Raw genomic sequence first — 24,835 nt, forward strand, 5'->3', positions numbered from 1 at the left:
GCACGTCGAGATCAGGGGGCGGACGGTCCGAGGGTGACCCAAAAGACGATCCAACAGGCGATGCCAGAGCAGCCAATATCCGGACATCCGCCAGTCAGTGCCCGCGCGCTCCTCTCCCACCGGGCGTTCCTGTTCTTCCTGCTGTCGCGCAGCCTGTCGCGCTTTTCCAGCCAGATCGCGGCGGTCGCGATCGGCTGGCAGATCTACGATCTCACCGGCTCGGCCTTCGACCTCGGTATGGTCGGCCTTGTGCAGTTCCTTCCCACCGCACTCCTGGTATTCGTCGCCGGCCATGCCGCCGACCGCTACGAGCGGAAGCGCGTGGTCCAGCTCTGCCAGCTCGTGGAAGCTGCGACCGCGCTCTATCTGGCCCTCATCACCTATCTCGGCGCAGTCAGCGAAGTGCAGATCTTCATCGCGACCTTCGTGCTCGGCATCGCCGGCGCCTTCGAGAGCCCGACCACGGCGGCACTGCTGCCGCTGATCGCGCCGCAGGGCTCGCTCCAGCGCGCCACTGCGATCTCGAGTGGCGCGGCGCAGGTTGCGACCATCACGGGGCCGGCGCTCGGCGGCTTTGCGTACGCCGTCGCGCCGCATCTCGCTTATGCGGTGATGGTGCTGTTTTGGATTTTTGGGATGATCCTGACCGGCTTCATCCGGCCGCGCCCGCAGGCGGTGGCCAAGGAGGGAACGAGCTCGGACAACATCTTTGCCGGCGTCCGCTTCATCCGCGGCAATCCGGCGATCCTCGGCACCATCTCGCTCGATCTGTTCGCTGTATTGTTCGGCGGCGTCACCGCACTGCTGCCGATCTATGCCCGCGACATCCTCCAGGCCGGCCCGGTCGGGCTCGGCGTGCTGCGTGCGGCGCCTGCCGTCGGCGCACTCCTGATGACCATGGTGCTGGCCCGTCACGCCATCTCGCGTCACGTGGGCTTGCGCATGTTCCAGGCTGTGATCGTGTTCGGCCTCGCCACCATCGTGTTCGCGCTGTCATCCTGGATGTGGCTGTCGGTACTCGCGCTGGCGATTTTGGGAGCGGCCGATACGATCAGCGTCGTGATCCGCTTCTCGTTGGTGCAGCTCGCAACGCCGGACGAGATGCGCGGCCGCGTCGGCGCGGTGAACTTCCTGTTCATCAATGCCTCCAACCAGCTCGGCCAGTTCGAGAGCGGGGTGGCAGCCGCACTGCTCGGCGCGATGCCGGCCGCGGTGCTCGGCGGCGTTGCCACCGTTGCGGTGGCGCTGCTCTGGATGAAGCTGTTCCCGAGCCTGCGCCAGGTGCAGAGCTTGGAGTAGGCCTCCGCTCTCTCCGCGTCATTGCGAGCGCAGCGAAGCAATCCAGAATCTTGCCGCAGCGATAGTCTGGATTGCTTCGCTGCGCTCGCAATGACGATTGCGGAGGCAGCGCGGCGATTTAGCCGACGTCATCCGGATTGCCGAGGACGTCACAACCCCACGAAGCCTACTGTGCATGGGGTTGTTTTCGCGTTTTATTTCAGCCCCGTCCGACGAACGGCATCTTGGTCGCCATCACCGTCATGGTCAGCACGTTGGCATCGAGCGGCAGGCTCGCCATGTAGGCAACGGCATCGCCGACCGCCTTGGCATCCATGCGCGGCTCGTGCTTGGTGGTGCCGTCCGGTTGCAGCACGCCTGGGCCGTTGACCATGCGGTCGGTCATCGGCGTTGCGGCATTGCCGATGTCGACCTGGCCGACCGCGATGTCGTACATGCGGCCGTCGAGGTTGGAGGCCTTGGTGAGGCCGGTGATGGCGTGCTTGGTCGAGGTGTAGGCCGCCGAGAACGGCCGCGGCGCATGCGCCGAGATCGAGCCGTTGTTGATGATGCGACCGCCGCGCGGGTTCTGGTCCTTCATGATGCGGAAGGCGTGCTGGGTGCACAGGAACGGGCCGGTGAGGTTGGTGTTCACCACCGCCTGCCACTGCTCGAGGCTGAGATCCTCGAAGTTCACGGCGGGTGCGCCCATGCCGGCATTGTTGAAGAGCACATCCAATCGGCCGTAGGTCGCCTTCACTTTGTCAAACAGCGCCGCGATCGAATCCGGCTTGGTCATGTCGGCGGTGACGCAGAGGCTTTTGCCCGCGGGGCCGAGCTTCGCGGTCTCCTCGAGCATGTCGAGCCGGCGGCCTGTGAGCACTACGGTGAAGCCGGCGTTCATTAGCGCCAGCGACGCCGCACGTCCGACGCCGGTGCCAGCGCCCGTCACCAATGCGATCTTGTTTGCTTCGCTCATCGTTTCCTGCCTTTTCTCTTAGCTGTCAGGTTTTGGATTCTTTTTCGTTCTTGTAGGGCGGGCGTGGAATGTTCTGATGCGCCGCGCGCAGCGCTGCCGACCAGCGCGAGCGCAGATCGTGGAAATAGGGCTCGCCGGCCTCGATGCGGTGATTGAGATCGGCCTCGCAGGCGTCGCTACGCACCACCAGCACGTCGATCGGCAGGCCGACGCCGAGATTCGAGCGCATGGTCGAGTCCATCGAGATCAGGCCGGTCTTCAGTGCCTCGTAGAGCTCGACGTCATAGTGCATGGCGCGGTCGAGCACCGGCTTGCCGTATTTGTGCTCGCCGATCTGCAAGTAGGGCGTGTCGGTGGTGCACTCGATGAAATTGCCGGCGGTGTAGATCATGAACAGGCGCATCCGGGAGCCCTTGATCTGGCCGCCGAACAGGAAGGAGACGTCGAAGGAGACGTCCTCGGATCTCAGCGCCGGCCCTTCGGTGGCGTGTACCGCCCGGATCGCCCGGCCGATGCGCTGCGCCGCCTGGAACATGGTCGGCGCGTTCATCAGCGTCTCGACCTCGCCCGTGTTGGGGTCTTCCAAGCCTTCGGTCAGCGTCGACAGCACCGACTGGCTGATGGCGAGATTGCCGGCGCTGGCGATCGCCATGATGCGCTCACCGGGCTTGGAGAAGATGTGCAGCTTGCGGAAGGTCGAGACGTTGTCGAGGCCGGCATTGGTGCGGGTATCGGCGATCATCACCAGACCGTCCCGAACCAGGATTCCGCAACAATAGGTCATTTCCAGTCCCCGAACGCGTTTGCGCGGAATTACTAGCCAATTTCGGGGGCCGGTCCAACCCCCGATTCCCGGGGGCAAGGCCGTCATTCCGGGCTCGCGACTTCGTCGCGCCCCGGAATGACATATGAGTTTTGCCGCTGCGACTACCCACCTCAATCCGCGGCATCGACGAGAAACGCCTCGTCGACGGGCACGCCGAGCGCGGTGACCAGCCGGTTCGTCTCCGCGGCCATGCCGACGATCGCGAGCAGCTCGCCATATTCGGCCTCGGTCATGCCCTTGGCCCGTGCGGCGGCGGTGTGGGAATGGATGCAGTAGCTGCAGCCATGTGCGATCGAAACCGCGACGTAAAGCATCTCCTTGACCTTGGGGTCGAGCGCGCCGGGGGCCATCACCTCCTTGATGCTCTCCCAGGTCCGCCGCAGCGTCTTCGGATCATGCGCCAGCGCGCGCCAGAAATTGTTGACGAAATCCGACTTTCGGACGTTGCGGATATCGTCGAAAACGGCGCGGGCCTCGCTGGAGAGCTCATCGTCCGAAAGCAGTTTCACAGTCGCCATGGGCTACCTCGCAGGCCTGGTCTGATCGTGCGATTGTAGCACGGCTCGTGCGGTTGGTCGGCAACGCCTCGTGAGGGAGATGCAGCGGCGCCTAGCTCTGCCACTGAGATTGCGACTGCCCGGCGCGGCCGGCCTGCTCGACCTTGACAACCACCGTCAGCGTCTCCGTGCCGCCGCCATAACGGGTGCCGCGCACCGGCGCTGCGCCGAGATAGTCGAGCCCGATGGCGACGCGGACATGGGCGTCGGTGGCGCAGATGCTGTTGGCGGGATCGAAGCCGACCCAGCCGAGATCGGGCACGTAGGCTTCGGCCCAGGCGTGGCCTGCATCCTGATGCACCGTGCCGTCCGAGCGCAGGAAGTGCCCGGAGACGAAGCGCGCCGGCACGCCGCCGCTGCGGGCGCAGGCGATGAAGATGTGCGCGTAGTCTTGGCAGACGCCGCGCTTGAGCGCGAAGGCTTCGGCCGCCGAGGTGCCGCTGGTGGTCGGGTCCTCGTCGAAAGTCATGTGATCGCTGATCTCGGTCATCAACGTGTGCAGGAAGCCAAGCGTGTCGCTCTCGGCCTCGCTGCGCAACTGGCGCGCAACCGCCGCCATTGCCGGATTGACGGAGGTGAGGTCGGTTGCGCGCAGGAACATGCCGGCCGGAAACCGCTCGTCCGTGCCGCGCAGCACGCCGCCGGTGTCGTGGGTCTCGATCAGGCCCTCGGCGGTGATCTTGATGTCGCCGACCGGCCCGCAGGACAGCACGTGGGTGACGTTGCCGAATGCGTCTTCGTGGGTGTCGAGCTTGGTGTCGGTCGAGACGTCGATCTGCCATTCCGCCAGATATTGCCCGTCATGGCTGCCGGGCGTCATGCGCAGGATCTGGATCACGCTCGTGGCCGGCGGCTCGTAGCGATAGGTCGTGGTGTGCTGGATTCGCAGGCGCATGGTGCTTCTGGATCGGTCATTCCGGGATGGCGCGGCGGGACCGCGCGAAGCGCGGCCCGAGCGCCAGACCCGGAATCTCGAGATTCCGGGTTCGATGCTTCGCATCGCCCCGGAATGACGAAGGGTGAGTGGTTAGGTCCTGACTAGATCAGATACTGCCTTGTGATGATTTCGCCCAGCCTTGAATTGTCGGTGATGAATTCCTGAATGAATTCATGCACGCCATGCTGGAAAATGTCGTTCATATTGCTGTGTTCCAGCCGGTTGCGGATGCCGCGGGCGTGGCGCTGGGCCGGGCCCTGGCGGCCATAGGCGACGCCGATCTGGTCGAGGTTGCGCACGAGATTGCCGTAGCAGCTTGCCAGCGACCGCGGCAGCGTGTCGTTGAGGATGAGCAAATCCGCGATCAGCCACGGCTTCAGCGTCTCGCGATAGACCCAGTGATAGGCCGTCAGCGCCGAGACCGAGCGCAGGATCGAGCTCCACTGATAGAAGTCGAGCGGGCCGCCGACATGCTCCTCCTCGGGCAACAGCACGTGATACTTCACGTCGAGAATGCGCGCGGTGTTGTCGGCGCGCTCCAGATGCACGCCCATCCGCGAGAACCAGTAGGCGTCATTGCGCAGCATGGTCCGATAGGCCGAGCCGTCGAAGCGCAGCGAGGTCTCCTGCACGAAGCGCAGGAATTTCGCGAGGTCCTCGCGCGTTGAGGTGCCCTTGCTCCAGACCGCCTGGAGCTCGATCCAGGCGGAGTTGATGGTGTCCCACATCTCGCTGGTCAGTGCGGTGCGCACCGAGCGCGAGTTCAGCCGCGCGGCCTCGATGCAGTTTCTGATCGAGGACGGATTGTCCGCCGAGAACGAGAGATAGTCGACGACGTTGTGCTCGTTGGCTTCCTCATATTGCTGATAGAAGCTTGCGGCGACGCCGGCGGTGAGCAGCGCCGAGTCCCATTCGTTGGTCTTGCCGACATAGGCGGCGGGAAGCGCGGTGACGCGCAGCGTCGCATCGATGGTGCGCGCGAGATACTCGGCCCGTTCGACGTAGCGGGCGAGCCAGTAGAGGTTTTCGGCGGTACGCGACAGCATCTGTCTACTCGTCCAGGATCCAGGTGTCTTTGGTGCCGCCGCCCTGGCTGGAATTGACCACCAAGGAGCCTTCCTGCAGTGCGACGCGTGTCAGCCCGCCCGGCACGATCGTGGTGCGCTTGCTGCCGGTGAGCACGAAGGGCCGCAAATCGACGTGGCGCGGCGCAAGGCCTGACGCCGTGCAGGTCGGGCAAGTCGAAAGCGCCAGCGTCGGCTGTGCGATAAAGCCCTCCGGCTCGCGCTTGAGCTTCTCGCGGAAGGCTTCGATCGTCGCTTTCGTCGCAGCCGGGCCGATCAGCATGCCGTAACCGCCGGAGCCGTGCACCTCCTTGACAACGAGATCGCTTAAGTTGTCCAGCACATAGGCGAGGTCCTTTGGCTCGCGGCAGCGCCAGGTCGGGACGTTCTTCAGGATCGGCTCCTCGCCGAGATAGAACTTCACGATGTCGGGCATGTAGGAGTAGATCGCCTTGTCATCGGCGATGCCAGTGCCGACGGCGTTGGCGAGCGTGATGTTGCCGGCCGCATAGGCCGACATCAGCCCGGGCACGCCCAGCACGGAGTCAGGGCGGAAGGTGAGGGGATCGAGGAAGTCGTCGTCGACACGACGATAGATCACGTCGACGCGTTTTATGCCCTCGGTCGTCCGCATGAACACTTCGTTGTTCTTGACGATGAGGTCGCGGCCCTCGACCAGCTCGATGCCGAGCTTGTCGGCAAGGAAGGAGTGCTCGTAATAGGCGGAGTTGTAGACGCCCGGCGTCAGCAGGGCGACCGTCGGCTCGCCCGAGGCGCTCTGCGGCGCGACCGAGCGCAGGGCCGCGAGCAACTCGTCCGGATAGCGCTCGACCGGCGCCACCCTGTGGCGAGCGAACAGATCCGGAAACAGCCGCATCATGATCTCGCGGTTTTCCAGCATGTAGGACACCCCGGAGGGCGTGCGGGCATTGTCCTCCAGCACGATGAAGTCTTCGGCGTCGACCCGGACGATGTCGATGCCGGCGATGTGCACGTAGACGTCGTGCGGCACCTGCTGGCCGTTCATCTCGGGACGGAAGACCGGGTTCTGGAAGATCAGGTCGTCAGGCACGATTTCGGCGCGAAGGATGTCGCGGCCGTGATAGATGTCGCGCAGGAACATGTTGAGCGCCTTGACGCGCTGCTTCAGGCCTCTCTCCAGCAGCGCCCATTCCTTGCCGGACATGATCCGCGGAATGACGTCGAAGGGGATCAGGCGTTCGGTGGATTCTGAGTCCCCGTAGACTGCGAAGGTGATGCCGATGCGGCGGAAAAGGAGCTCGGCCTCCTGACGGCGATATTCGAGCGCCTCGGGAGGCGTCTCCTTGAGCCAGCGCGCCAGCTCCTGATAGGCAGGGCGAAGGTCCCCACCGGGAATATTCATTTCATCAAACGCGACTGCCATAGATCCCGACTTGTCTCCGCAAGGCGTTGCGCCATTGGACAGGCCGCCAGGCCTTGGTGAAGACCGTAACGTCCGTGGCCATGCGGCAAGAGTGCATGACTTTCATGTGGTAGCAAGGGGCGGGCCAGCGCGATAAGCATGGAGGATGGGCATTTGCCGAGGATGAACGGCGGCTTGCCTGAAAAAATGGCTGAGTACTGCTTATTTCGGCAGCAAAACCGCGTGACTTCAACGCGTTACCTCGGCAGAGTCGGCGCGACAGGTGAGGGACAGTTTTATGAGCGAGATCGTCACGGCGGGCATTCTGGTCATTGGGGACGAAATCCTGTCCGGCCGGACCAAGGACAAGAACATCGGCTTCATCGCCGAATACCTGACCAATATCGGCATCGACCTGAAGGAAGTCCGGGTCGTCTCCGACGACGAGGCCGACATCATCGCCGCGTTGGATGCGCTGCGGCATCGCTACACCTATGTCTTCACCACTGGCGGCATTGGCCCGACGCATGACGACATCACCGCCGACAGCGTCGCCAAGGCCTTCGGCGTCGGCATCGACCATCATCCGGAAGTGGTCGCCCGCTTCCGCGAGCGCTGGAGCCAGCAGGACCTCAACGAGGCCCGCCTGCGCATGGCCCGCATCCCCGACGGGGCCGAACTGATCCAGAGCGCCACGATCCTTGCCCCCGGCTTCAAGATCGGCAATGTCATCGTGATGGCGGGCGTGCCCTCGATCATGCAGGCGATGATGGACATCGTCTCGCCCAAGCTGAAATCGGGCGTGCGCATGCTCTCCGAATCGGTCCGCGCCAATGCGCGGGAGGGCGACATCGGCAGCCCGCTGCGGGCGATCGCCGCTGAACACCCCGACACCATCATCGGCAGCTATCCCTTCATGGACGAGGAGCAAAAGCCGAACACCAATCTGGTGGTGCGCTCGCGCGATGCGGATAAGCTCGCAGCCGCGATGGCCGCGGTGAAGGACATGCTGGCGGGATTGAACATCACCCGCTAAAGCGCCTGCCCAGCGGGCACTTTAGCGTCTTATTCGAGCATGATCTTGCCGGAAAACCGCTGCACACTTTTCCGGATCATGCTTTGGAGCCCGGCTTGCCGGACGTGTTACGAAGCAGGAGACGACAATGGTTGGTGAAGCACCGGAACTGAGCGCGCAGGAGCGGGCGGGCAAGGCCTTCCCGGTCTCGTGGGACCAGTTCCACCGGGATTGCCGGGCGCTGACCTGGCGGCTCAACGAGGTCGGTCCGTTCCATGCGGTGATTGCGATCACCCGCGGCGGTCTGGTGCCGGCCGCGATCGTGGCGCGCGAGCTCGGCGTGCGCGTGATCGATACGGTCTGCATCGCCAGCTACGACCACAACAAGCAGGGCGAGCTCCAGGTCCTCAAGGGCATTTCCGAGGCGGCGATGAAGCTCGGCGGCGGCACCGGCAAGGGCCTCCTGATCGTCGACGACCTCGTCGATACCGGCAAGACCGGCAAGCTGGTGCGCGAGTTGTTGCCCGATGCGCATTTCGCCACCGTTTACGCCAAGCCGATGGGTCGTCCGCTGGTCGATACCTTCATTACGGAAGTGTCGCAGGATACCTGGATTTTCTTCCCCTGGGACACCGCGTTGTCCTACCACCCGCCGCTTCGCGACGGGGCCGCATAGTCGTCCCCGTCATTGCGAGCGAAGCGAAGCAATCCAGAAATGCATCCGCGGAAATAATCTGGATTGCTTCATCGCCAGCGTCGCGGGTTTCTCGCAATGTCGGGCGGAGGCCGCCATGCCCCTGCAGAACCGCGTCACGCCGACAGGCGATATCATCGCCACGCCGCACCGCGGCCTGTTCACGGGCAATCGCGGCATCATCCACGATCCCGCGACCAAGACACTGTTGAAGAAGCGCTGGTCGTCGCCGGCATGGCTCACCTGTACCTGCGAATTCCGCGGTCGGCGGCGCGAGGTGATGGCGCAGCGAAGCTGGACCGAACTGTTCTTCCTGGACGAGGCCACTGCGCTCGCCGCCGGACATCGCCCCTGCTTCTATTGCCGCCGCGACGATGCCAATCGCTTCCGAACCGCATGGGAGAAGGGCAATCGCGTGCACGGCGTCCGCATGCACGACATCGACACGGTGCTGCATCACGAGCGGCTCGATCTCGGCGGGAAACGGCTGCACGCACTGCTCATGCCGCTAGAGCAGCTTCCCGAAGGTGCGATGGTTCAGCAGGGCGAGGAGAGCTTCCTGGTGACGCAGGGAAGGGCGCTGCGGTGGTCGCCGGCGGGCTATAGTGCGGTCGAGCGCGAGCCTGACAAGGCGGCGCTGCTGACGCCGCCCTCGACGCTGCGCACCTTAAACGCGGGCTATTCGCCAGTGCTGCATCCGACGGCGTTGCCCTAGCGCGTCCGTTGCCGTCACCCCAGCGTCTCGCGCGCCATCGCGGCACCGGCGCCGAGCGCCATCAGCTTGGCTTCGGCGATCTCGCGCCGCATCGGCGCCATGCCGCAATTGGTGGTGGCGATGATGTTGTTCTTGGGGACGAATTTCGACACGGAGTCGATCACCTTCACGACGTCCTCGGCCGTCTCCACCGTGTCGCTGGCGACGTCGATCACGCCGGCCTGCACGATCTTGGTCTTGAGCAGCGCCAGCAGGTCGAGCGGCACCTTCGAATTGCGGCATTCGATCGCGACCTGCTGGATCGGGCTCGCATCGATCGCCGGGAAGATCTGCTCGTATTGCCGCCATTGGCTGCCCAATGTCTCCTTCCAGTCGGTGTTGGCCTTGATGCCGTAGCCGTAGCAGATGTGCACGGCGGTGGCGCAGGTCAGGCCCTGCGCCGCGCGCTCCAGCGCCTTGATGCCCCAGTCGTTGACCTCGTCCATGTAGACGTTGAAGGCGGGCTCGTCGAACTGCACGAGATCGACGCCGTCGGCCTGCAGCGCCTTAGCCTCCTCGTTGAGGAGCTCGGCGAAGGCAAAGGCCATCTTGACGCGATCGCCATAATAGCGGTCCGCAATCGTGTCGATGATGGTCATCGGGCCGGGCAGGGTGAATTTCAGCTTCTTCTTCGTGTGCGAGCGCGCAACGCGTGCCTCGTCGGCATGAACGCGGCCCTTGAGCCGGAGTGGGGCGACCACCTGCGGCACCATCGCCTTGTAGCGGTCCTTGCGGATGCCCATCTCGACCTTGTGGGCGAAGTCGATACCCTCGATCTTCTCCAGGAAGCCGTGCACGAAATGCTGGCGAGACTGCTCGCCCTCGGTGACGATGTCGATGCCGGCGTCCTCCTGGACCTTAAGCCAGATCAGCGTCGCGTCGCGCTTGGCGCGCAAGAGCTCCTCGCCTTGCGACTTCCAGGGCGCCCACAGCATGTTGGGCTCGGCAAGCCATTCCGGCTTCGGCAAGGAGCCGGCGATCGTGGTTGGAAACAGCATGGCGGCCCTCCCGGCGGGTTGTGTTGCGCCCTTTCCTGCCATGTCTTAACGTCGACGTACAGAACAACAAAAGTCGTCTTGAAACCCGCGACGCCGGATTCGGAAACGCCATGATCGAATTCTTCTTCGACTGTTCCAGCCCCTGGACCTATCTCGCCTTCCACAACATCCAGTCGCTCGCGAAAGAGCTCGGCGCGGAGATCGCCTGGCGGCCGATCCTGGTCGGCGGCATCTTCAACACGGTCAATCCAAGCGTCTATGCGCAGCGGGAGAAGCCGGTGCCGCTGAAGGCGCGCTACATGAAGAAGGACCTCGAGGACTGGGCGCGCTCGGCGGGGCTCGCAATCAAGATGCCGCCGACGGTGTTTCCCGTGAACAGCGTCAAGGCAATGCGCGGCTGCATCTGGCTGGGAAAAGACATGGTCCCGTTCGCGACCGCCGTGTTCGAGACCTATTGGGGCGGGGACAAGGACATCTCGCAGGACGCGGTGCTCGCCGAGATCTGCAAGAAGCTGGGCATCGACGAGCAGAAATTCTTTGCCGGCATCGCAGAACAGGGCATCAAGGACCAGCTCAAGGCCAACACCGAAGAGGTGGTGGCACGCGGCGGCTTCGGTTCGCCGACGATCTTCGTCGGCAAGACAGACATGTATTTCGGCAACGACCGCCTGCCGCTGATCCGCGAGGCGCTGCTGCGCAGCAGGGCGAGCGCGGCCTGATGGTACGGGCCGTCGTCTGCCGCGCGCTCGGCGCGCCCGAAACGTTGCGGCTCGAGGAGTTTCCGTCGCAGCCGCTGAAGCCGGGCGAGGTGCGCGTCGCGATCCGTGCCGCTGGCTTGAATTTTCCGGATGTGCTGATGGCGGCCGGTGAATATCAGCTCAAGCCGGAGCTGCCGTTCACGCCGGGCATGGAAGCCGCCGGTGACATCACGGAGGTCGGCACAGAGGCGAGGGGCGTTGCCGTCGGCGACAAGGTCATCGTGAAGATGCGCCATGGCTCATTCACGGATGAAGCGGTCGTCACGCCCGCGCAGCTCACGCCGATGCCGTCGACGTTCGACTATGCGGAGGCAGCGACCTATCTCGCCGGCCACGGCACGGCTTATCACGCACTGATCGATCGTGGCCGGGTCGAGCCGGGTGAGGTGCTGCTGGTGCATGGCGCCGGTGGCGGCGTCGGCCTTGCCGCCGTCGAGATCGGCAAGATGCTGGGCGCGACCGTGATCGCGACCGCCTCCAGCGACGAGAAGCTCGCCATTGCGAAATCGCGCGGTGCCGATCACCTCGTACGTTATGACCGTGAGCCGTTTCGCGATGCCGTCAAGCGCATCACCGACGGTCGCGGCGCCGACGTCGTGTTCGATCCCGTCGGCGGTCAGGTCTTTGAGGATTCGATGCGCTGCATCGCCTGGGGCGCGCGGCTGCTGGTGATCGGTTTTACGGGCGGCATCGGCTCGGCGAAAACCAATCTTTTGCTGATCAAAGGCGCAAATGTGCTCGGCGTTCGCGCGGGCGAAGCGGTGCGGAAGAATCCCGCGCTCGGCGAGGTGCGATTGGAAGCGCTGCTGCAATGGGCGGAAGAGGGCAAGCTCCGTCCGAACGTGTCGCATCGCCTGCCGCTCGAGGACTATGCGAAGGCGATGCGGCTGCTGCTCGACCGCAAGGCGATCGGCCGGGTGGCGCTGGTGATGGAGTGAGAAAGTAGGGTGGGTTAGCCCTGCGGCTGCGCAAAGCGCAGTCCGCATGGCGTAACCCACCACTTCTGTGACCGCGGATACGAAAGAGGTGGGTTACGCCTTCGGCTAACCCACCCTACGAAGTCACTTGTACTCCCGCTCCGTCCACCACGGGAAATAGTCCGGCATATCGCTGGACACCTTGTTCTTGAACTGCGCCGGACGCTTCTCCAGGAACGACACCACGCCCTCCTTCACGTCGTCCGAGCGGCCCCGTGTATAGATGCCGCGGCTGTCGACCTTGTGGGCCTCCATCGGATCGTCGGCACCCATCATGCGCCACATCATCTGACGGATCAGCGCGACCGAGACCGGCGCGGTCTTCGCGGCAAATTCCTTGGCGAGCGCGCGGGCGGTGGGCAGCAGATCGTCCGGCGCTACGACCTTGCTGACGAGGCGCCCCGCAAGCGCTTCCTGCGCCGGGAAGACGCGGCCCGAATAGCACCATTCCAGCGCCTGCGAGATGCCGACGATGCGCGGCAGGAACCAGCTCGAGGCTGCCTCCGGCACGATGCCGCGCTGGGAGAACACGAAGCCGAACCGCGCGGCGTCCGAGGCGATGCGGATGTCCATCGCGAGCTGCATGGTGACGCCGATGCCGACGGCCGGGCCGTTCACCGCGGCGATGACGGGCTTGAGGCACTTGAAGATGCGCAAGGTCACCTGGCCGCCACCGTCGCGCACCTGCGGATCGCTGTAGTCGACCTTGCCGTCGGCAAACCGCTTCACCGGTCCGCGCCGGGCGTCGCGATCAAAAGTGTCGGCGCCCGACGACAGGTCGGCGCCCGCGCAAAAACCGCGGCCGGCGCCTGTCACGATGATGGCGCGGACATTGTCGTCCTTGTCGGCGGCGTCGAACGCGTCGATCAGCTCGGCCTGCATCTGCGCGTTGAAGGCGTTGAGCTTGTCGGGCCGGTTCAGCGTGATGGTCAGGATCTGCTCGGCGACCTCGTACTTGATCGTCACATACGCCATGGTGGTTTCCTTCCTTGAGTTTTTCGCTGCGCAGATGGCAGAGGGCTTGAGTTTCTTACCCTCCCCTGGAGGGGGAGGGTCGATCGCGCGTAGCGCGAGCGGGGTGGGGTGATCTCTCCTCTCGGGCACCGTCGGACGCGGAGAGACCGTCACCCCACCCCGTCTCACATTTCGCTACGCTCTATGTGAGCCGACCCTCCCCCTCCAGAGGAGGGTAAGCAAGAGGCTCGCGCATGATGCCTGTCCCGAGTCATTCGGGCTTGCGCCCAAAGGGCACGCTCCCCGGGATGAGAAGAGCGTCTTACTTCGCCGGCGGCTTGGGCCAGGGCCGTTGCGGGCCGCGCAGGCCCTCAAAGGCCTTGGCCATGCCGAGCACGCCGATATCGTCGAAGCGACGGCCGACGATCTGCACGCCGATGGGAAAACCCTTGGCGTCGAAGCCGCCGTTGATGGAAATCGCTGGATTCTCCGACATATTCCACGGCACGGTATAGGCGATGTGCTCGAACGGCTTCATGGGATCGTTGGTGGGCGAGGCCCATTCCGCCGCGTAGTTCACGTTCGGCGCGGTCGGCGAGATCACGTAGTCGAGCTCGCAGAATAGCTTTCCTGCCGCGGCACGGATCGCCATGGTCTGGTTGAAGCCGCGGAGGACGTCGAGGCCGGCCAGCTTTGCGCCGGACTCGCCCCATTTGAAGATATAGGGCAGCACCTTTTCCTGCTCGGCCGGCGTCAGCTTTGACAGATCGTCCCACATCCGCGCACGCCAGAAATTGTCGAGGCCGTCGAGCATCTCGCGCGTGAGGATGCCGTCGACCTCGGTCACGACGGCGCCGGCGGATTCGAATGCCTTGGCCGCCTTCACGGCGACCTCGCGCACCGGCTTGTCCAGCGGCAGGCCGACGCCGGGATCGAGCATCAACCCGATGCGCAATTTGCGCGGCGATTTTTCCTGGCCCTTCCAGTTGAGGGGCTCGGCGGGCAGGCTCATGCCGTCGCGCCGGTCGGGCTTTGCGATCACGCTCATCATCAGCGCGCAGTCGTCGACCGTGCGGGTCATCGGACCGGCGACGCGGCCGACATAGGCAGGATCGATCGGCACGCGGCCGAAGCTCGGCTTCAACCCCACGAGCCCGCACCAGCCCGCAGGCAGGCGCACCGAGCCGCCGATATCGGTGCCGAGATGCAGCGGGCCATAGCCGGCCGCAGCGGCCGCACCTGCGCCCGCGCTGGAGCCACCGGGATTCTTGGAGAGGTCCCAGGGATTGCGCGCGAGCGCGTGGAAGCTGGAGAGCCCCGAGGACAGCATGCCATAATCGGGCATGGTGGTTTTTGCGAAGATGACCGCGCCAGCCTCGCGAAGCCGGGCGGCGGGCGGGGCGTCCTTTTCGGCCGGCACCAGCTTCACGCTGGCCGCGCCCAGCGGCACCGGCACACCCTTGGTCGCGATGTTGTCCTTCACCGTGACGGGCACGCCGTCGAGCGCGCCGGAGGGCTCGCCCCCGGTCCACCGCGCGGTCGAGGCCTTGGCGGCCTCGCGCGCGCTATCAGGATCGAACGCATAGAGCGCCTTCAGATGCGGTTCCCACGCCGCGACGTGCGCGAGCACGTCGTCCAGCACCTCGCTCGGCGAGAACTGTTTTGCGCGATAGCCCGCGATCAGATCGACCGCGGACAGATCGTGCAGCGAGGTGACCGCCTCCTCGACGCTCTTCTTCTGCATTGCTAGCCCACCGGCATGCGCGTTTCGATGATGCGGGCGAACATGCTGGCGCCGATCGGCAGGATCTTGTCGTCGAGCACAAAGCCGGGATTGTGCACGGGCACCGAGCCGTCATGGCCGACCCAGAAATAGGCGCCGGGAATGGTCTCCAGCATGTCGGCGAAATCCTCGCTGCCCATCTTCGGCTGGGTGCGGGTGATCACGTTGGCGGGGTTGACGATTGTGCGTGCGACGTCCTCGACCACCTTGGACTGCTCGACCTGGTTGACCAGCACGTTGAAGGTGTCGCGGATATCGACGTCGATCGCGCACTGATAGGCGCTTGCGATGCCGGCGCAGATGGTGCGGATACGTTCGCTGACTAGGGTGCGGACTTCCTTCGAGAAGGTGCGGATGGTGCCGCAAAGATGCGCGTCGCCGGGAATGACATTGTAGGCGGAGCCCGCATGGATCTGTGTGATCGACACGACGGCAGCCTGGAGCGGCTCGACGTTGCGGCTTACGATGGTCTGGATCGCCTGCGCCAGCGTGGTCGCGATGATCACCGCGTCCTTGGAACGCTCGGGCATTGCGCCGTGCGCCCCATAGCCGGTGATGCGGAGATCGAAGAAGTCGGCGCTGGCCATCGCAGGGCCGGGCAGGATCGCGATCTCGCCATGGTTGAGGTCAGGCGCGTTGTGCAGGCCGTAGAGCTCGTCGCACGGGAATTTCTCGAACAGGCCGTCCTTGATCATGGCGCGAGCGCCGCCAAGGCCTTCCTCGGCCGGCTGGAAGATCAGGTGCACGGTGCCGTCGAAATTCCTGGTCTCGGCGAGGTAGCGGGCGGTGCCGAGCAGCATGGTGGTGTGGCCGTCATGGCCGCAGCCGTGGAAGCGGCCCGGGATTTTCGAGCTCCATTTCAGATTGGTGTTCTCCTCCATCGGCAGCGCGTCCATGTCGGCGCGCAGCCCGATGCGCTTGCCGCCCGAACCCTTGCCCTTGATGACGCCGATCACGCCGGTGCCGCCAAGACCGCGATGTACCTCGATGCCCCAGCTCTTCAGCTTGTCGGCGACGATGCCGGAGGTGCGCACTTCCTCGAAGCCGATCTCGGGATGGGCGTGGAGGTCGCGCCTGATGGCAGTGAGTTCGTCGGCATAGCCGTCGATGCGTTCGATCGTGGGCATGTGTTTTGTCCGGTTAGCGTGAGGGAGGCGTGAAAACGGGGCCGTTCGGCTTGATGCGGATGCCCGGCCGCAGGCGCGTCCAGGGCAGGGTGGCGGTATCGGCCGGCATCGCGCCGGGCGCGGCGCAGATCATCAGCTTTTCCGCGATTGGCTCGAAATCGGCGCGGAAATGCACCGAGCTCTTGTTGACCAGGATCTTCTCGCGCGTCGGCTCGATGCCGACATAGCGGTACATCGCCTGATCGGCGAGCTGGGCCTTGTGCGAGGAGACGACGACGCGGACGTCGCCGATGCGCAGGCACGCGGAGGGACCCATCTCCATCTCGCGGCCGCCATAATAAGGGCCGGGCGCGATGAAGCGTCCGTCGGACAGCTTTTCGACCACGAAAGTCTCGCGGTAGGGCTCGTCGCCGGGGATGCCGGACTTGCCGCCAAGCGACAGCGTCACGCTGGCACCGACGCCGGCTTCATGCGCAGCCTTGGCCGAGACGGGATCGTAGATCGCGCCGGTGGCCGCGCTCGCCCGGTTGCGCACCAGTGCACGCAGCATGCCGGTCGTGTCGGAATCCCCGCCGGCGCCCGGATTGTCCTGGGTATCGGCGATGATGATCGGCTTGCTCGCGGTCTTCGAAAGTTCCATGGCATGACGGACGCCGTCATCGGGCGACCAGATCTTGCCGTCGAAATCGTCTTCGTGGCTTTCGATCAGCTTGACGATCGCATCGGCCGCGCGATCGGCGTCGGCTTGCGTCCTGCCATAGGCGAATACGCTCGGCCCGCAATCGCGGAAGTCGGCGGCGGGGAAGCCCGGCGCGAAGGACAGCGTGGGAACCGCATCGCTCTCCAGTTCTGCGAGCTTCTCATAAATGCCTCTGGTGGGCTGGTCGTTGGTGCATTGCCAGCTGATCGGGATCAGGAACGGCAACTGGCGGAACGCTTTCGCAAAGCGCTGCTTGGACTTCAGGAGCAGTGCGAGATGGCGCGCAGAGGCGCGGCCGGTCTCGGCCATGTCGATGTGCGGATAGGTGCGGTAGGCGATCAGCGCGTCGGCATGCTCGATCATCTCGGGCGTGACGTTGGCGTGGAGGTCGAGGCTCGTGACCAGCGGTACATCCTGGTTGATGACGCGGCGCACGCGCGCCAGGATTTCGCCTTCGCCGTCGTCGAGATGCTCCGTTACCATGGCGCCATGGAGGTCGAGATACACCGCATCGAGCGGTCCGGCGGCTGCGATGCCGTCGACCAACACCTTCACGATGCGCTCGAAGGCATCCTTGGTGACATGCGCCGAGGGGCTGGCACCGCAGGCGATTGTCGGAATGAGTTCCCAGCCGTTGGCCTCGGCGCTGTCGACGAAACCGGCGAGGCCGACATTGATGCGCCGCATCACCTTTAGCACGTCGGCACCTTCAGTCATCGCCGGCCAGCCGCCGCCATGCTGAAAGTCCGCGAACGTCGCCTTCGTCGGAGCGAAGGTGTTGGTCTCGTGCAGGAAGCCGCCGACGGCGATACGTGTCATCAATTCCAGTCCAATCGATCAAGAGTGCGCGACGTTAGCCTTGGCCTTGCTGCGAGAGCAAGGCGGGAAGCAATCGCGCCATGCATAGGGTCAAGCCGTTTTGGGAATGCTGCGGATGCGGTGAGTATGTGAGCCGCTCCGCCAACCACATTCTCGGTGTCGTCCCGGCGAAGGCCGGGATCCATAACCCCAGGGAGTGGTTTGGCGAAGGCTGGTCGTTTGGGATAAGCGCCGCACGAGATCGATAGATTCCGCGGCATGGGTCCCGGCGTTCGCCGGGACGACGGCGGTGGGTGTTGTTACACCGTCGCCGCCACGCCCTCCGACACCGGCCGGAAGTTCGCAAAATCCCAGTCGCGCCCGGGAGCCGCATCCAGCAGCGCCTTGGTGTAGGCCTCCTTCGGATGCGTCAGCACTTCGGCGGCGGGGCCCTGTTCGACGACGCGGCCGTGCTGCATCACCACGACCTCGTCGCAGATTTGCGCGGCGACGCGAAGGTCATGGGTGATGAACAGGATTGCGATGCCGAGCCGCTTCTGGATCTCATCGAGCAGTTCCAGCACCTGCGCCTGTACGGAGACGTCGAGCGCGGAGACCGCCTCATCCGCGACCAGCACGTCGGGATCGAGCGCGAGCGCACGGGCAATGGCGATGCGCTGGCGCTGGCCGCCGGAGAACTGGTGCGGGTAGCGCGACACGGCATCGGCCGGCAGGCCGACGAGTTCGAGCAGCTCGCGCGCCCGCTTCATCGCGTCGGTGTGCGCCACGCCGTAATTGATCGGACCTTCCGCGATGCTCTCCCCGACCGTGATGCGGGGATTGAGCGAGCGGTAGGGATCCTGGAACACGATCTGGATCTTCTGCCGGTGCGGCTGGAGCAGGCGGCGCGAGATGTCGGCGATCTCGCGGCCGGCGAGACGCACGCCGCCGGAGGTCGGGTCGATCAGGCGCACGATGCAGCGTGCGACGGTGGACTTGCCCGAGCCGCTTTCGCCGACGATGCCGAGCGTGCGGCCCTTGCGCAGCGTCAGCGTCACCTTGTCGGCGGCGACGACCTCTCGGCCCTTGCCGAAGAACGCGCGCTCCTTGTAGACCTTGCCGAGGTCGTTGGCTTCGAGCACGACAGGCTCGCGGCTCTCCTCGCGCGGCGGCCGCGGCACCAGGCTCGGCACCGACGCCAGCAGGTTGCGGGTGTACTCCATGGTCGGATTGCGCAACACGGTCTCGAGCGGGCCGGTCTCGACGAGGCGGCCCTGCCGCATCACTGCGACGCGATCGGCGATCTCGGCCACCACGCCCATGTCGTGGGTAATAAACAGCACGGCGGTGCCGTGGTCGCGCTGGAGGTCGCGGATCAGGGTCAGGATCTGCTTCTGTGTGGTGACGTCGAGCGCGGTGGTCGGCTCGTCCGCAATGAGAAGCTTCGGCTCCAGCACCAGGGCCATGGCGATCATGATGCGCTGGCGCTGGCCGCCGGAGAGGCGGTGCGGGTAAGAGGCGAAGATGCGCTCGACCTGGGGCAGGCGGACGTGATCCATCATGTCGAGGATTCGCTTCTTCCGCGCTTTGCCATCGAGATCGGTATGGGCGCGCAGCACCTCGTCGATCTGGCGGCCGACCGGCACCACCGGATTGAGCGCGGTCATCGGCTCCTGGAAGATCATGGCCATCTGTGTCGCGCGCAGCTGGCGCAGGCGGCGGTCGGTCGCGGTGAGCAGCTCTTCGCCGACCAGCTTGATGCTGCCGCCAGTCGGCACCAGCGTGCCCTTTGGCAACAGGCCCATCGTGGTGAGGGAGGTCACCGACTTGCCCGAGCCGCTTTCACCGACGAGGCACAGCGTCTCGCGCTCGCGTACCTGGATCGAGATGCCGTCGATGATCTTCGGCGCGCCCGGCTTCTTGCCGACGGAGACGACGAGGTTGTTGATGTCGAGGATGGTGTTGGTCATCAGGTCACTCCGACGTCATTGCGAGGAAGCTCGCGACAAAATTGCGAAGCAATTTTGCGCTGTAGCGACGAAGCAATCCAGAACTCTTTCCGCGGATGCAGACTGGATTGCTTCGCTTCGCTCGCAATGACGGAACAAGGGGCGGGGCCGGCGAGACAAATCACTTCCCCTCCCGCTGCTTCATGCGCGGATCGAGGGCGTCTCGGGCGGCATCGCCGATCAGATTGATGCTGAGGATGGCGATCGAGAGCAAAAGGCCCGGCCAGAAGATCAGCGACGGCTTGAGCTGGAAGTACTGCCGGCCCTCGGCCATGATGTTGCCCCAGGTCGGCGTCTCCGGCGAGATGCCGGCGCCGAGGAAGGAGAGGATGGCCTCGGTCAGGATCGCGGAGGCGCAGACATAGGTACCCTGGACGATCAGCGGTGCGATCGTGTTCGGCATCAGATGCCGCCACATGATCTTCGGCAGGCTGGAGCCGACCGAGATCGCCGCCTCGACGTAAGGCTCCTCGCGCGCCGACAGCACGACCGAGCGGACCAGGCGCGCCACGCGGGGGATCTCCGGAATCGTGATCGCGATCAGCACGGTCCAGAGGCTGGCACCGGAGAGCGACACCACAGCGATCGCGAGCAGGATGCTCGGCATTGCCATCAGGCCGTCCATGATCCGCATCATCACGGCATCGACCAGCTTGAAGAAGCCGGAGACAAGACCGATCACGAGCCCAATGGCGACCGAGAGAATCGCCGAGCCGATGCCGATCAGGAGCGAGATGCGGCCGCCATAGATGACGCGCGACAGCAGGTCGCGGCCATAGGCGTCGGTGCCAAGCAGGAACTGCGCCGACGACGGCTTCAGCCGCTGCGACGGTGCGAGCTGGATCGGATCATGCGGCGCGATCAACGGCGCCAGGATCGAGATCAGCACGATCAGCGCAAGACAGACCGTAGCGGCCGCGATAATCGGCGTCGAGGTGAGGAATCCGAAGCGCGGCCGCAGTGGCGACGTGATCGGAATGGACGACTGGGGAAGGCTATCGACCGACATTTGTTCTTACCCTTGCCTCAGTACCGGATCCGGGGATCGAGCAGTGTATAGGCGACGTCGATCAGGAGATTGACGATGACATAGATCAGCGAGGTCAGCAGGATCATGGCCTGGATCACCGGATAGTCGCGCGCCAGCACCGCATCCACGGTGAGGCGGCCGATGCCGGGGATGTTGAACACGCTCTCGGTGACGACGACGCCGGAGATCAGCAGCGCAAAGCCGGTGCCGATCACGGTGATCACGGGTACGGCCGCATTGCGCAGCGCATGCCGCATCATCACCGCGACCTCGTTAATGCCCTTGGCGCGTGCGGTGCGGACGTAATCTTCGCCGAGCACGTCGAGCATCGCCGCGCGCGTCATACGCGCGATCAGCGCGATGTAGATGAAGGAGAGCGCGCAGGTCGGCAGGATGATGCGTTCGAAGAACGGCCCGAAACCGTTCGAGATGCTCTTGAAGCCCTGCACCGGCACCCAGCGCAGATTGATCGCGAAGATTTCGATCAGAACGTAGCCGACCACGAACACCGGCACGGAGAAGCCGAGTACCGACAGACCCATCACGAAGCGGTCGATCCAGGTGCCGTGCTTCCACGCCGCGATCACGCCCAGGGGAACGGCGACGACGACGGCGAGGATGATGGTCGACAGCGCGATCGAGATCGACGGCTCGACGCGCTGGCCGATCATCTTCAGCACCGGCAAATTGGAGATCAGCGATGTCCCGAGGTCGCCGTGCAGCAGCTTGTTCACCCAGGTGACGAACTGCACGATCAGCGGCTCGTTGAGGCCGAGCGAGGTGCGGATGCGCTCAAGCCGCTCCGGCGTTGCGTTGTCGCCGGCGAGAATCGCGGCGGGATCGCCGGGGGTGAGGCGGAGCAGCAGGAAGACGAACAGCGCGACGACGCCCATCACGGGCACGGCGGCGAAGATTCGGCGAACGAGATATCCGAGCAAGTGGGATCCGTTGGATTAGAGTCAAATCGTGGCATGGCCTTTGGTCAGCCTGCCATCAGCCTAACATTTCAGCAATTCCCGTGCCATCCGGGTCGGAACCTTGGATGGTCGTCATGCCCGGGCTTGACCCGGGCATCCACGTCTTTCTTCGGATCAGATGGCAAAGGCATGGATGGCCGGGTCAAGCCCGGCCATGACGGCGGTGTCCCCGGATTTCACTCCAGCGTCGCCAGCAGCCCCGCCATCAGCCGGCCACGTTCGACCAGGCTTTCGACCTCGATATACTCTTCGAGCGTGTGGCCGTTGCCGCCACGCACGCCCAGGCCGTCGAGCGTCGGGATCCCCATCGCGCCGGTGAAATTGCCGTCGGAGCCGCCGCCGGCGCTCGCGTGGGGCAGTTCTGCGCCGAGCGACTTGGCGATGCCGCGAGCCTTTTCATACAGCGCCATGGTGCCGGCGTCGGGTTCCCACACCGGACGCGTCACGCCGCGGGTGACCTTGAAGGTCACATCATTGGTTGTGCCTGACAGCGCCAACATCCTCTCGACGCCGCGGTCGAGATCGGCCTGGCGCTTGGCCATCGACAGCGCTTCGCCTGTGGCGGTCGTGGCAACGCAATTGACCCATTGCCCGCCATGCACGACGCCGACCGAGAAGGTGCAGTCCTCCGTGGTCATGGCGTCGATGTTGAGGATCTGCCGGGCCATCTCGCGGATCGCCGAGCGTCCCGCTGACAACGTCGCGCCGGCGTGGCTCGGCCGTCCCGTCGCCTCGAGATTGAAACGTGCGATGGCATAACGTCCGGTGGTGACGCCGTTGTCGGCGCGGCCGGGTTCGGGCACCAGCACGTATTTGTTGCGCGCGGCCTCCGCCTCGATGATGTCGCGGGTCGAGGGCGTGCCGACTTCCTCATCCGGCGTGAACAGCACGGTGATCGGCAGCGGCGTGGTGAAGGCGGCGCGCGCCAGCTGCCGGATCGCTTCCAGCGAGAGATAATTGCCGCCCTTCATGTCGTAGATGCCGGGGCCGTAGCACTTGTTGCCTTCGCGCCGCCATTTCAGCTTCTCGATGGTGCCGACGGGGTGGACGGTATCCATGTGCCCGGCGATCAGGATGCCCGGCTCGCCCTGCCTTGGATGGGGAAAGCGCGCGCGGATCACGCCGCCAAAGCCCTGGCGGCCGGCGATGCGTTCGATCGTCGCACCCATGATTGCCATATCCCGCGCTGCGATATCGAGCATGCGGTTCACGGCATCTGCGTCCCAGGTCGGGCTCTCGCATTCCACCCACGTCCGCAGGCCCTCGAGCATTGCCTCGGAATCGAAGGGAAGATTGGCTGGATTCATCTTGATGTCTCTCGGGCTTCGAAAAATGGAACGCGCATTGCATTGGCGCGGACAGGACAGGCGAAGAGTGTTGTAGAGCCAAACCGATCTTTGTGGAGCCCGTGCGCACGCCGCGAGGGCTTGCGACGAAACCGGATTGACGCGCTCGGCACTGTCTGCAAGTCTCGAAAAGATAAAGGCATTGCATGAGGTTAGTTCGCCCAAGGAACGAACCGGATGCTCAACCAATAATCTGCCTTTGAACAGTTTCACGTCAGGAGAAACTTTCCATGTTCAACTTCATGCGCCGGGGGCCTCGCGCGTTCGCCTCCAAACTTGCGCTGTCGGTCGTCGCGCTTTCGACCGCGCTGGCCTCGCCAGTGCTTGCGGCCGGCAAGACGATCACGGCGGTGATGCATTCGGATCTGCGCATCATCGATCCGATCTTCACCACGGCCTACATCGCGCGTGACCACGGCTACATGGTCTACGACACGCTGTTGGCCACCGATTCGAACTTCAAGATCCAGCCTCAGATGGCGGACTGGAAAATCTCCGACGACAAGCTCACCTACACCTTCACGCTGCGCGATGGCCTGAAGTGGCATGACGGTGCGCCGGTGACGGCGGAAGACTGCGTCGCCTCGCTCAAGCGCTGGGCCGCGGTCGACGGCATGGGCCAGAAGCTCTGGGACGTCACCGCGAGCCTCGAGGCGACCGATGCCAAGACCATCACGCTGAAGCTGAAGGAGCCCTACGGCCTCGTGCTCGATTCCATCGGCAAGCCGTCCTCGCGCGTGGCCTTCATGATGCCAAAGCGCCTCGCCGAGACGCCGCCTGACAAGCAGATCCCGGAGCAGATCGGCTCGGGTCCCTTCAAGTTCGTGCAGGGCGAATTCCAGCCCGGCGTGAAGGCGGTCTACGTCAAGAACACCGACTATGTGCCGCGCAAGGAGCCGGCGAACTGGACCTCCGGCGGCAAGGTGGTGAAGGTCGACCGCGTCGAGTGGATCACCATGCCGGACTCGCAGACCGCGGTGAACGCGCTGCAGTCGGGCGACATCGATTTCATGGAAGTGCCGCCGTGGGATCTGCTGCCCGTGCTCGAAAGCAATGCCGAGCTCAAGACCGAGGTGCTGAACAAGTTCGGCTATCAGACCCTTGGTCGTATGAACTTCCTCTATCCGCCCTTCGACAATCCGAAGATCCGCCGCGCAGCCCTCCTGGCGATGAACCAGAAGGACGTGCTCGACGCGCTCGTCGGCAATCCCAAGTACTACAAGATCTGCGGTGCGTTCTTCATCTGCGACACGCCGTTCGCCACCGACGTTGGCTCGGAATCGCTGGTCAAGGGCAACGGCATGGCGGAAGCCAAGAAGGCGCTCGCCGAGTCCGGCTATGACGGCACCCCCGTCGTGGTCATGGTGCCCGGCGACGTCGTGACGCTGAAGGCGCAGCCGACCGTTGCGGTGCAGCTGCTCCGCGAGGCCGGCTTCAAGGTCGACGCGCAGGCGACCGACTGGCAGACGGTGGTGAGCCGTCGCGCCAGCCAGAAGCCCCCGAAGGAAGGCGGCTGGAACATGTTCTTCACCAACTGGGTCAGCGCCGACGTGTCCAACCCGATCGCCAACCTCTCGATCGGCGGTCAGGGCAAGAAGGGCTGGTTCGGCTGGGCGGAAAACGCCAAGATCGAGAAGCTCAAGGACGACTTCGTTCGCGCCGCCTCGCTCGACGATCAGAAGAAGATCGCGACCGAGATCCAGAAGGAAGCCTATGACCAGGTGATCTACATCCCGCTCGGCCAGTATCTGGCGCCGAGCGCCTGGCGCAAGTCGCTCACCGGCGTGCTCGACGGTCCGGCGACCCCGGTGTTCTGGAACATCGACAAGACCGAGTAAAGCGAGGCGTCAACGCGCCTTTCATTCCAATCGTTACACGGCGCCGCTGTCC

22 protein-coding genes are annotated in these 24,835 nt (G+C 64.6%); 7 read left to right on the top strand and 15 right to left on the bottom strand.

Features of this window, described 5'->3' with window-relative positions; genetic code table 11:
* Nucleotides 1-60: 60 nt before the first annotated feature.
* Nucleotides 61-1,299 carry an MFS transporter gene (locus NLM27_RS07765; RefSeq protein WP_254142782.1) on the top strand — a complete coding sequence of 413 codons (1,239 nt, stop codon included), beginning with the start codon at nt 61-63 and terminating at the stop codon, nt 1,297-1,299.
* 199 nt (nt 1,300-1,498) lie between these two features.
* Here NLM27_RS07765 and NLM27_RS07770 read toward each other — a convergent pair whose 3' ends face one another.
* The 6 genes from NLM27_RS07770 to NLM27_RS07795 form a co-directional block, all read right to left on the bottom strand.
* A complete protein-coding gene (locus tag NLM27_RS07770) occupies nt 1,499-2,257 on the bottom strand; it encodes an SDR family oxidoreductase (protein ID WP_254142783.1) in 759 nt (252 codons plus the stop codon).
* Between the two features lie 25 nt (nt 2,258-2,282).
* On the bottom strand, nt 2,283-3,041 hold the full coding sequence (locus NLM27_RS07775; protein WP_254142784.1) for a proteasome-type protease: 759 nt from the start codon (nt 3,039-3,041) through the stop codon (nt 2,283-2,285).
* Nucleotides 3,042-3,193: 152 nt separating this feature from the next.
* Nucleotides 3,194-3,601, bottom strand: a complete 408-nt coding sequence (locus NLM27_RS07780; protein WP_254142785.1) for a carboxymuconolactone decarboxylase family protein — start codon at nt 3,599-3,601, stop codon at nt 3,194-3,196.
* Nucleotides 3,602-3,692: 91 nt separating this feature from the next.
* Nucleotides 3,693-4,535: a transglutaminase family protein gene (locus tag NLM27_RS07785; protein WP_254142786.1), complete on the bottom strand. Its 843-nt coding sequence runs from the start codon at nt 4,533-4,535 to the stop codon at nt 3,693-3,695.
* Nucleotides 4,536-4,678: 143 nt separating this feature from the next.
* On the bottom strand, nt 4,679-5,623 hold the full coding sequence (locus NLM27_RS07790; protein WP_254142787.1) for an alpha-E domain-containing protein: 945 nt from the start codon (nt 5,621-5,623) through the stop codon (nt 4,679-4,681).
* Between the two features lie 4 nt (nt 5,624-5,627).
* A complete protein-coding gene (locus NLM27_RS07795) occupies nt 5,628-7,046 on the bottom strand; it encodes a circularly permuted type 2 ATP-grasp protein (protein WP_254142788.1) in 1,419 nt (472 codons plus the stop codon).
* Between the two features lie 277 nt (nt 7,047-7,323).
* Between NLM27_RS07795 and NLM27_RS07800 the strand changes: the two genes are divergently transcribed.
* The 3 genes from NLM27_RS07800 (at nt 7,324) to NLM27_RS07810 (ending at nt 9,449) form a co-directional block, all read left to right on the top strand.
* A complete protein-coding gene (locus tag NLM27_RS07800) occupies nt 7,324-8,061 on the top strand; it encodes a molybdopterin-binding protein (protein WP_254142789.1) in 738 nt (245 codons plus the stop codon).
* 127 nt (nt 8,062-8,188) lie between these two features.
* Nucleotides 8,189-8,716 (top strand): xanthine phosphoribosyltransferase, encoded by a 528-nt coding sequence (gpt, locus tag NLM27_RS07805; protein WP_254142790.1) that lies wholly within the window; start codon nt 8,189-8,191, stop codon nt 8,714-8,716.
* Between the two features lie 115 nt (nt 8,717-8,831).
* A complete protein-coding gene (locus NLM27_RS07810; RefSeq protein WP_254142791.1) occupies nt 8,832-9,449 on the top strand; it encodes a hypothetical protein in 618 nt (205 codons plus the stop codon).
* A 14-nt stretch (nt 9,450-9,463) separates the two neighbouring features.
* Here the strand turns inward: NLM27_RS07810 and NLM27_RS07815 are convergent, their stop codons facing one another.
* Nucleotides 9,464-10,486 (bottom strand): methionine synthase, encoded by a 1,023-nt coding sequence (locus tag NLM27_RS07815; protein ID WP_254142792.1) that lies wholly within the window; start codon nt 10,484-10,486, stop codon nt 9,464-9,466.
* A gap of 110 nt (nt 10,487-10,596) precedes the next feature.
* Between NLM27_RS07815 and NLM27_RS07820 the strand changes: the two genes are divergently transcribed.
* Both NLM27_RS07820 and NLM27_RS07825 read left to right on the top strand, forming a co-directional pair.
* Entirely contained in the window at nt 10,597-11,205 is a 609-nt protein-coding gene (locus NLM27_RS07820) for a 2-hydroxychromene-2-carboxylate isomerase (protein WP_254142793.1), read from the top strand.
* Entirely contained in the window at nt 11,205-12,182 is a 978-nt protein-coding gene (locus NLM27_RS07825) for an NADPH:quinone oxidoreductase family protein (RefSeq protein WP_254142794.1), read from the top strand. Before NLM27_RS07820 ends, NLM27_RS07825 begins: the two co-directional genes overlap by 1 nt.
* A 123-nt stretch (nt 12,183-12,305) precedes the next feature.
* On the opposite strand, the gene NLM27_RS07830 is transcribed toward NLM27_RS07825, so the two are convergent.
* The 8 genes from NLM27_RS07830 to NLM27_RS07865 form a co-directional block, all read right to left on the bottom strand.
* The gene (locus tag NLM27_RS07830) at nt 12,306-13,196 is read right to left on the bottom strand and encodes a crotonase/enoyl-CoA hydratase family protein (protein ID WP_254142795.1); all 891 of its coding nucleotides are present in this window, start codon (nt 13,194-13,196) and stop codon (nt 12,306-12,308) included.
* 301 nt (nt 13,197-13,497) lie between these two features.
* The gene (locus NLM27_RS07835) at nt 13,498-14,919 is read right to left on the bottom strand and encodes an amidase (RefSeq protein WP_254142796.1); all 1,422 of its coding nucleotides are present in this window, start codon (nt 14,917-14,919) and stop codon (nt 13,498-13,500) included.
* Between the two features lie 2 nt (nt 14,920-14,921).
* Complete coding sequence (locus NLM27_RS07840) at nt 14,922-16,085, bottom strand: M20 aminoacylase family protein (RefSeq protein WP_254142797.1); 1,164 nt, start codon at nt 16,083-16,085, stop codon at nt 14,922-14,924.
* A gap of 13 nt (nt 16,086-16,098) precedes the next feature.
* Complete coding sequence (locus NLM27_RS07845; RefSeq protein WP_254142798.1) at nt 16,099-17,604, bottom strand: M81 family metallopeptidase; 1,506 nt, start codon at nt 17,602-17,604, stop codon at nt 16,099-16,101.
* 299 nt (nt 17,605-17,903) lie between these two features.
* Entirely contained in the window at nt 17,904-19,553 is a 1,650-nt protein-coding gene (locus NLM27_RS07850; RefSeq protein WP_254142799.1) for an ABC transporter ATP-binding protein, read from the bottom strand.
* A gap of 160 nt (nt 19,554-19,713) precedes the next feature.
* Entirely contained in the window at nt 19,714-20,601 is an 888-nt protein-coding gene (locus NLM27_RS07855) for an ABC transporter permease (RefSeq protein WP_254142800.1), read from the bottom strand.
* 17 nt (nt 20,602-20,618) lie between these two features.
* Nucleotides 20,619-21,560, bottom strand: coding sequence for an ABC transporter permease (locus tag NLM27_RS07860; protein ID WP_254142801.1), 942 nt, complete (start codon nt 21,558-21,560; stop codon nt 20,619-20,621).
* 215 nt (nt 21,561-21,775) lie between these two features.
* Nucleotides 21,776-22,906, bottom strand: a complete 1,131-nt coding sequence (locus NLM27_RS07865) for a M20/M25/M40 family metallo-hydrolase (RefSeq protein ID WP_254142802.1) — start codon at nt 22,904-22,906, stop codon at nt 21,776-21,778.
* Nucleotides 22,907-23,175: 269 nt separating this feature from the next.
* On the opposite strand from NLM27_RS07865, the gene NLM27_RS07870 reads away from it, so the two are divergent.
* A complete protein-coding gene (locus NLM27_RS07870; protein ID WP_254142803.1) occupies nt 23,176-24,783 on the top strand; it encodes an ABC transporter substrate-binding protein in 1,608 nt (535 codons plus the stop codon).
* Nucleotides 24,784-24,835: the final 52 nt, after the last annotated feature.

The organism is Bradyrhizobium sp. CCGB12 (assembly GCF_024199845.1).
In the GTDB taxonomy this organism is placed as follows: domain Bacteria; phylum Pseudomonadota; class Alphaproteobacteria; order Rhizobiales; family Xanthobacteraceae; genus Bradyrhizobium.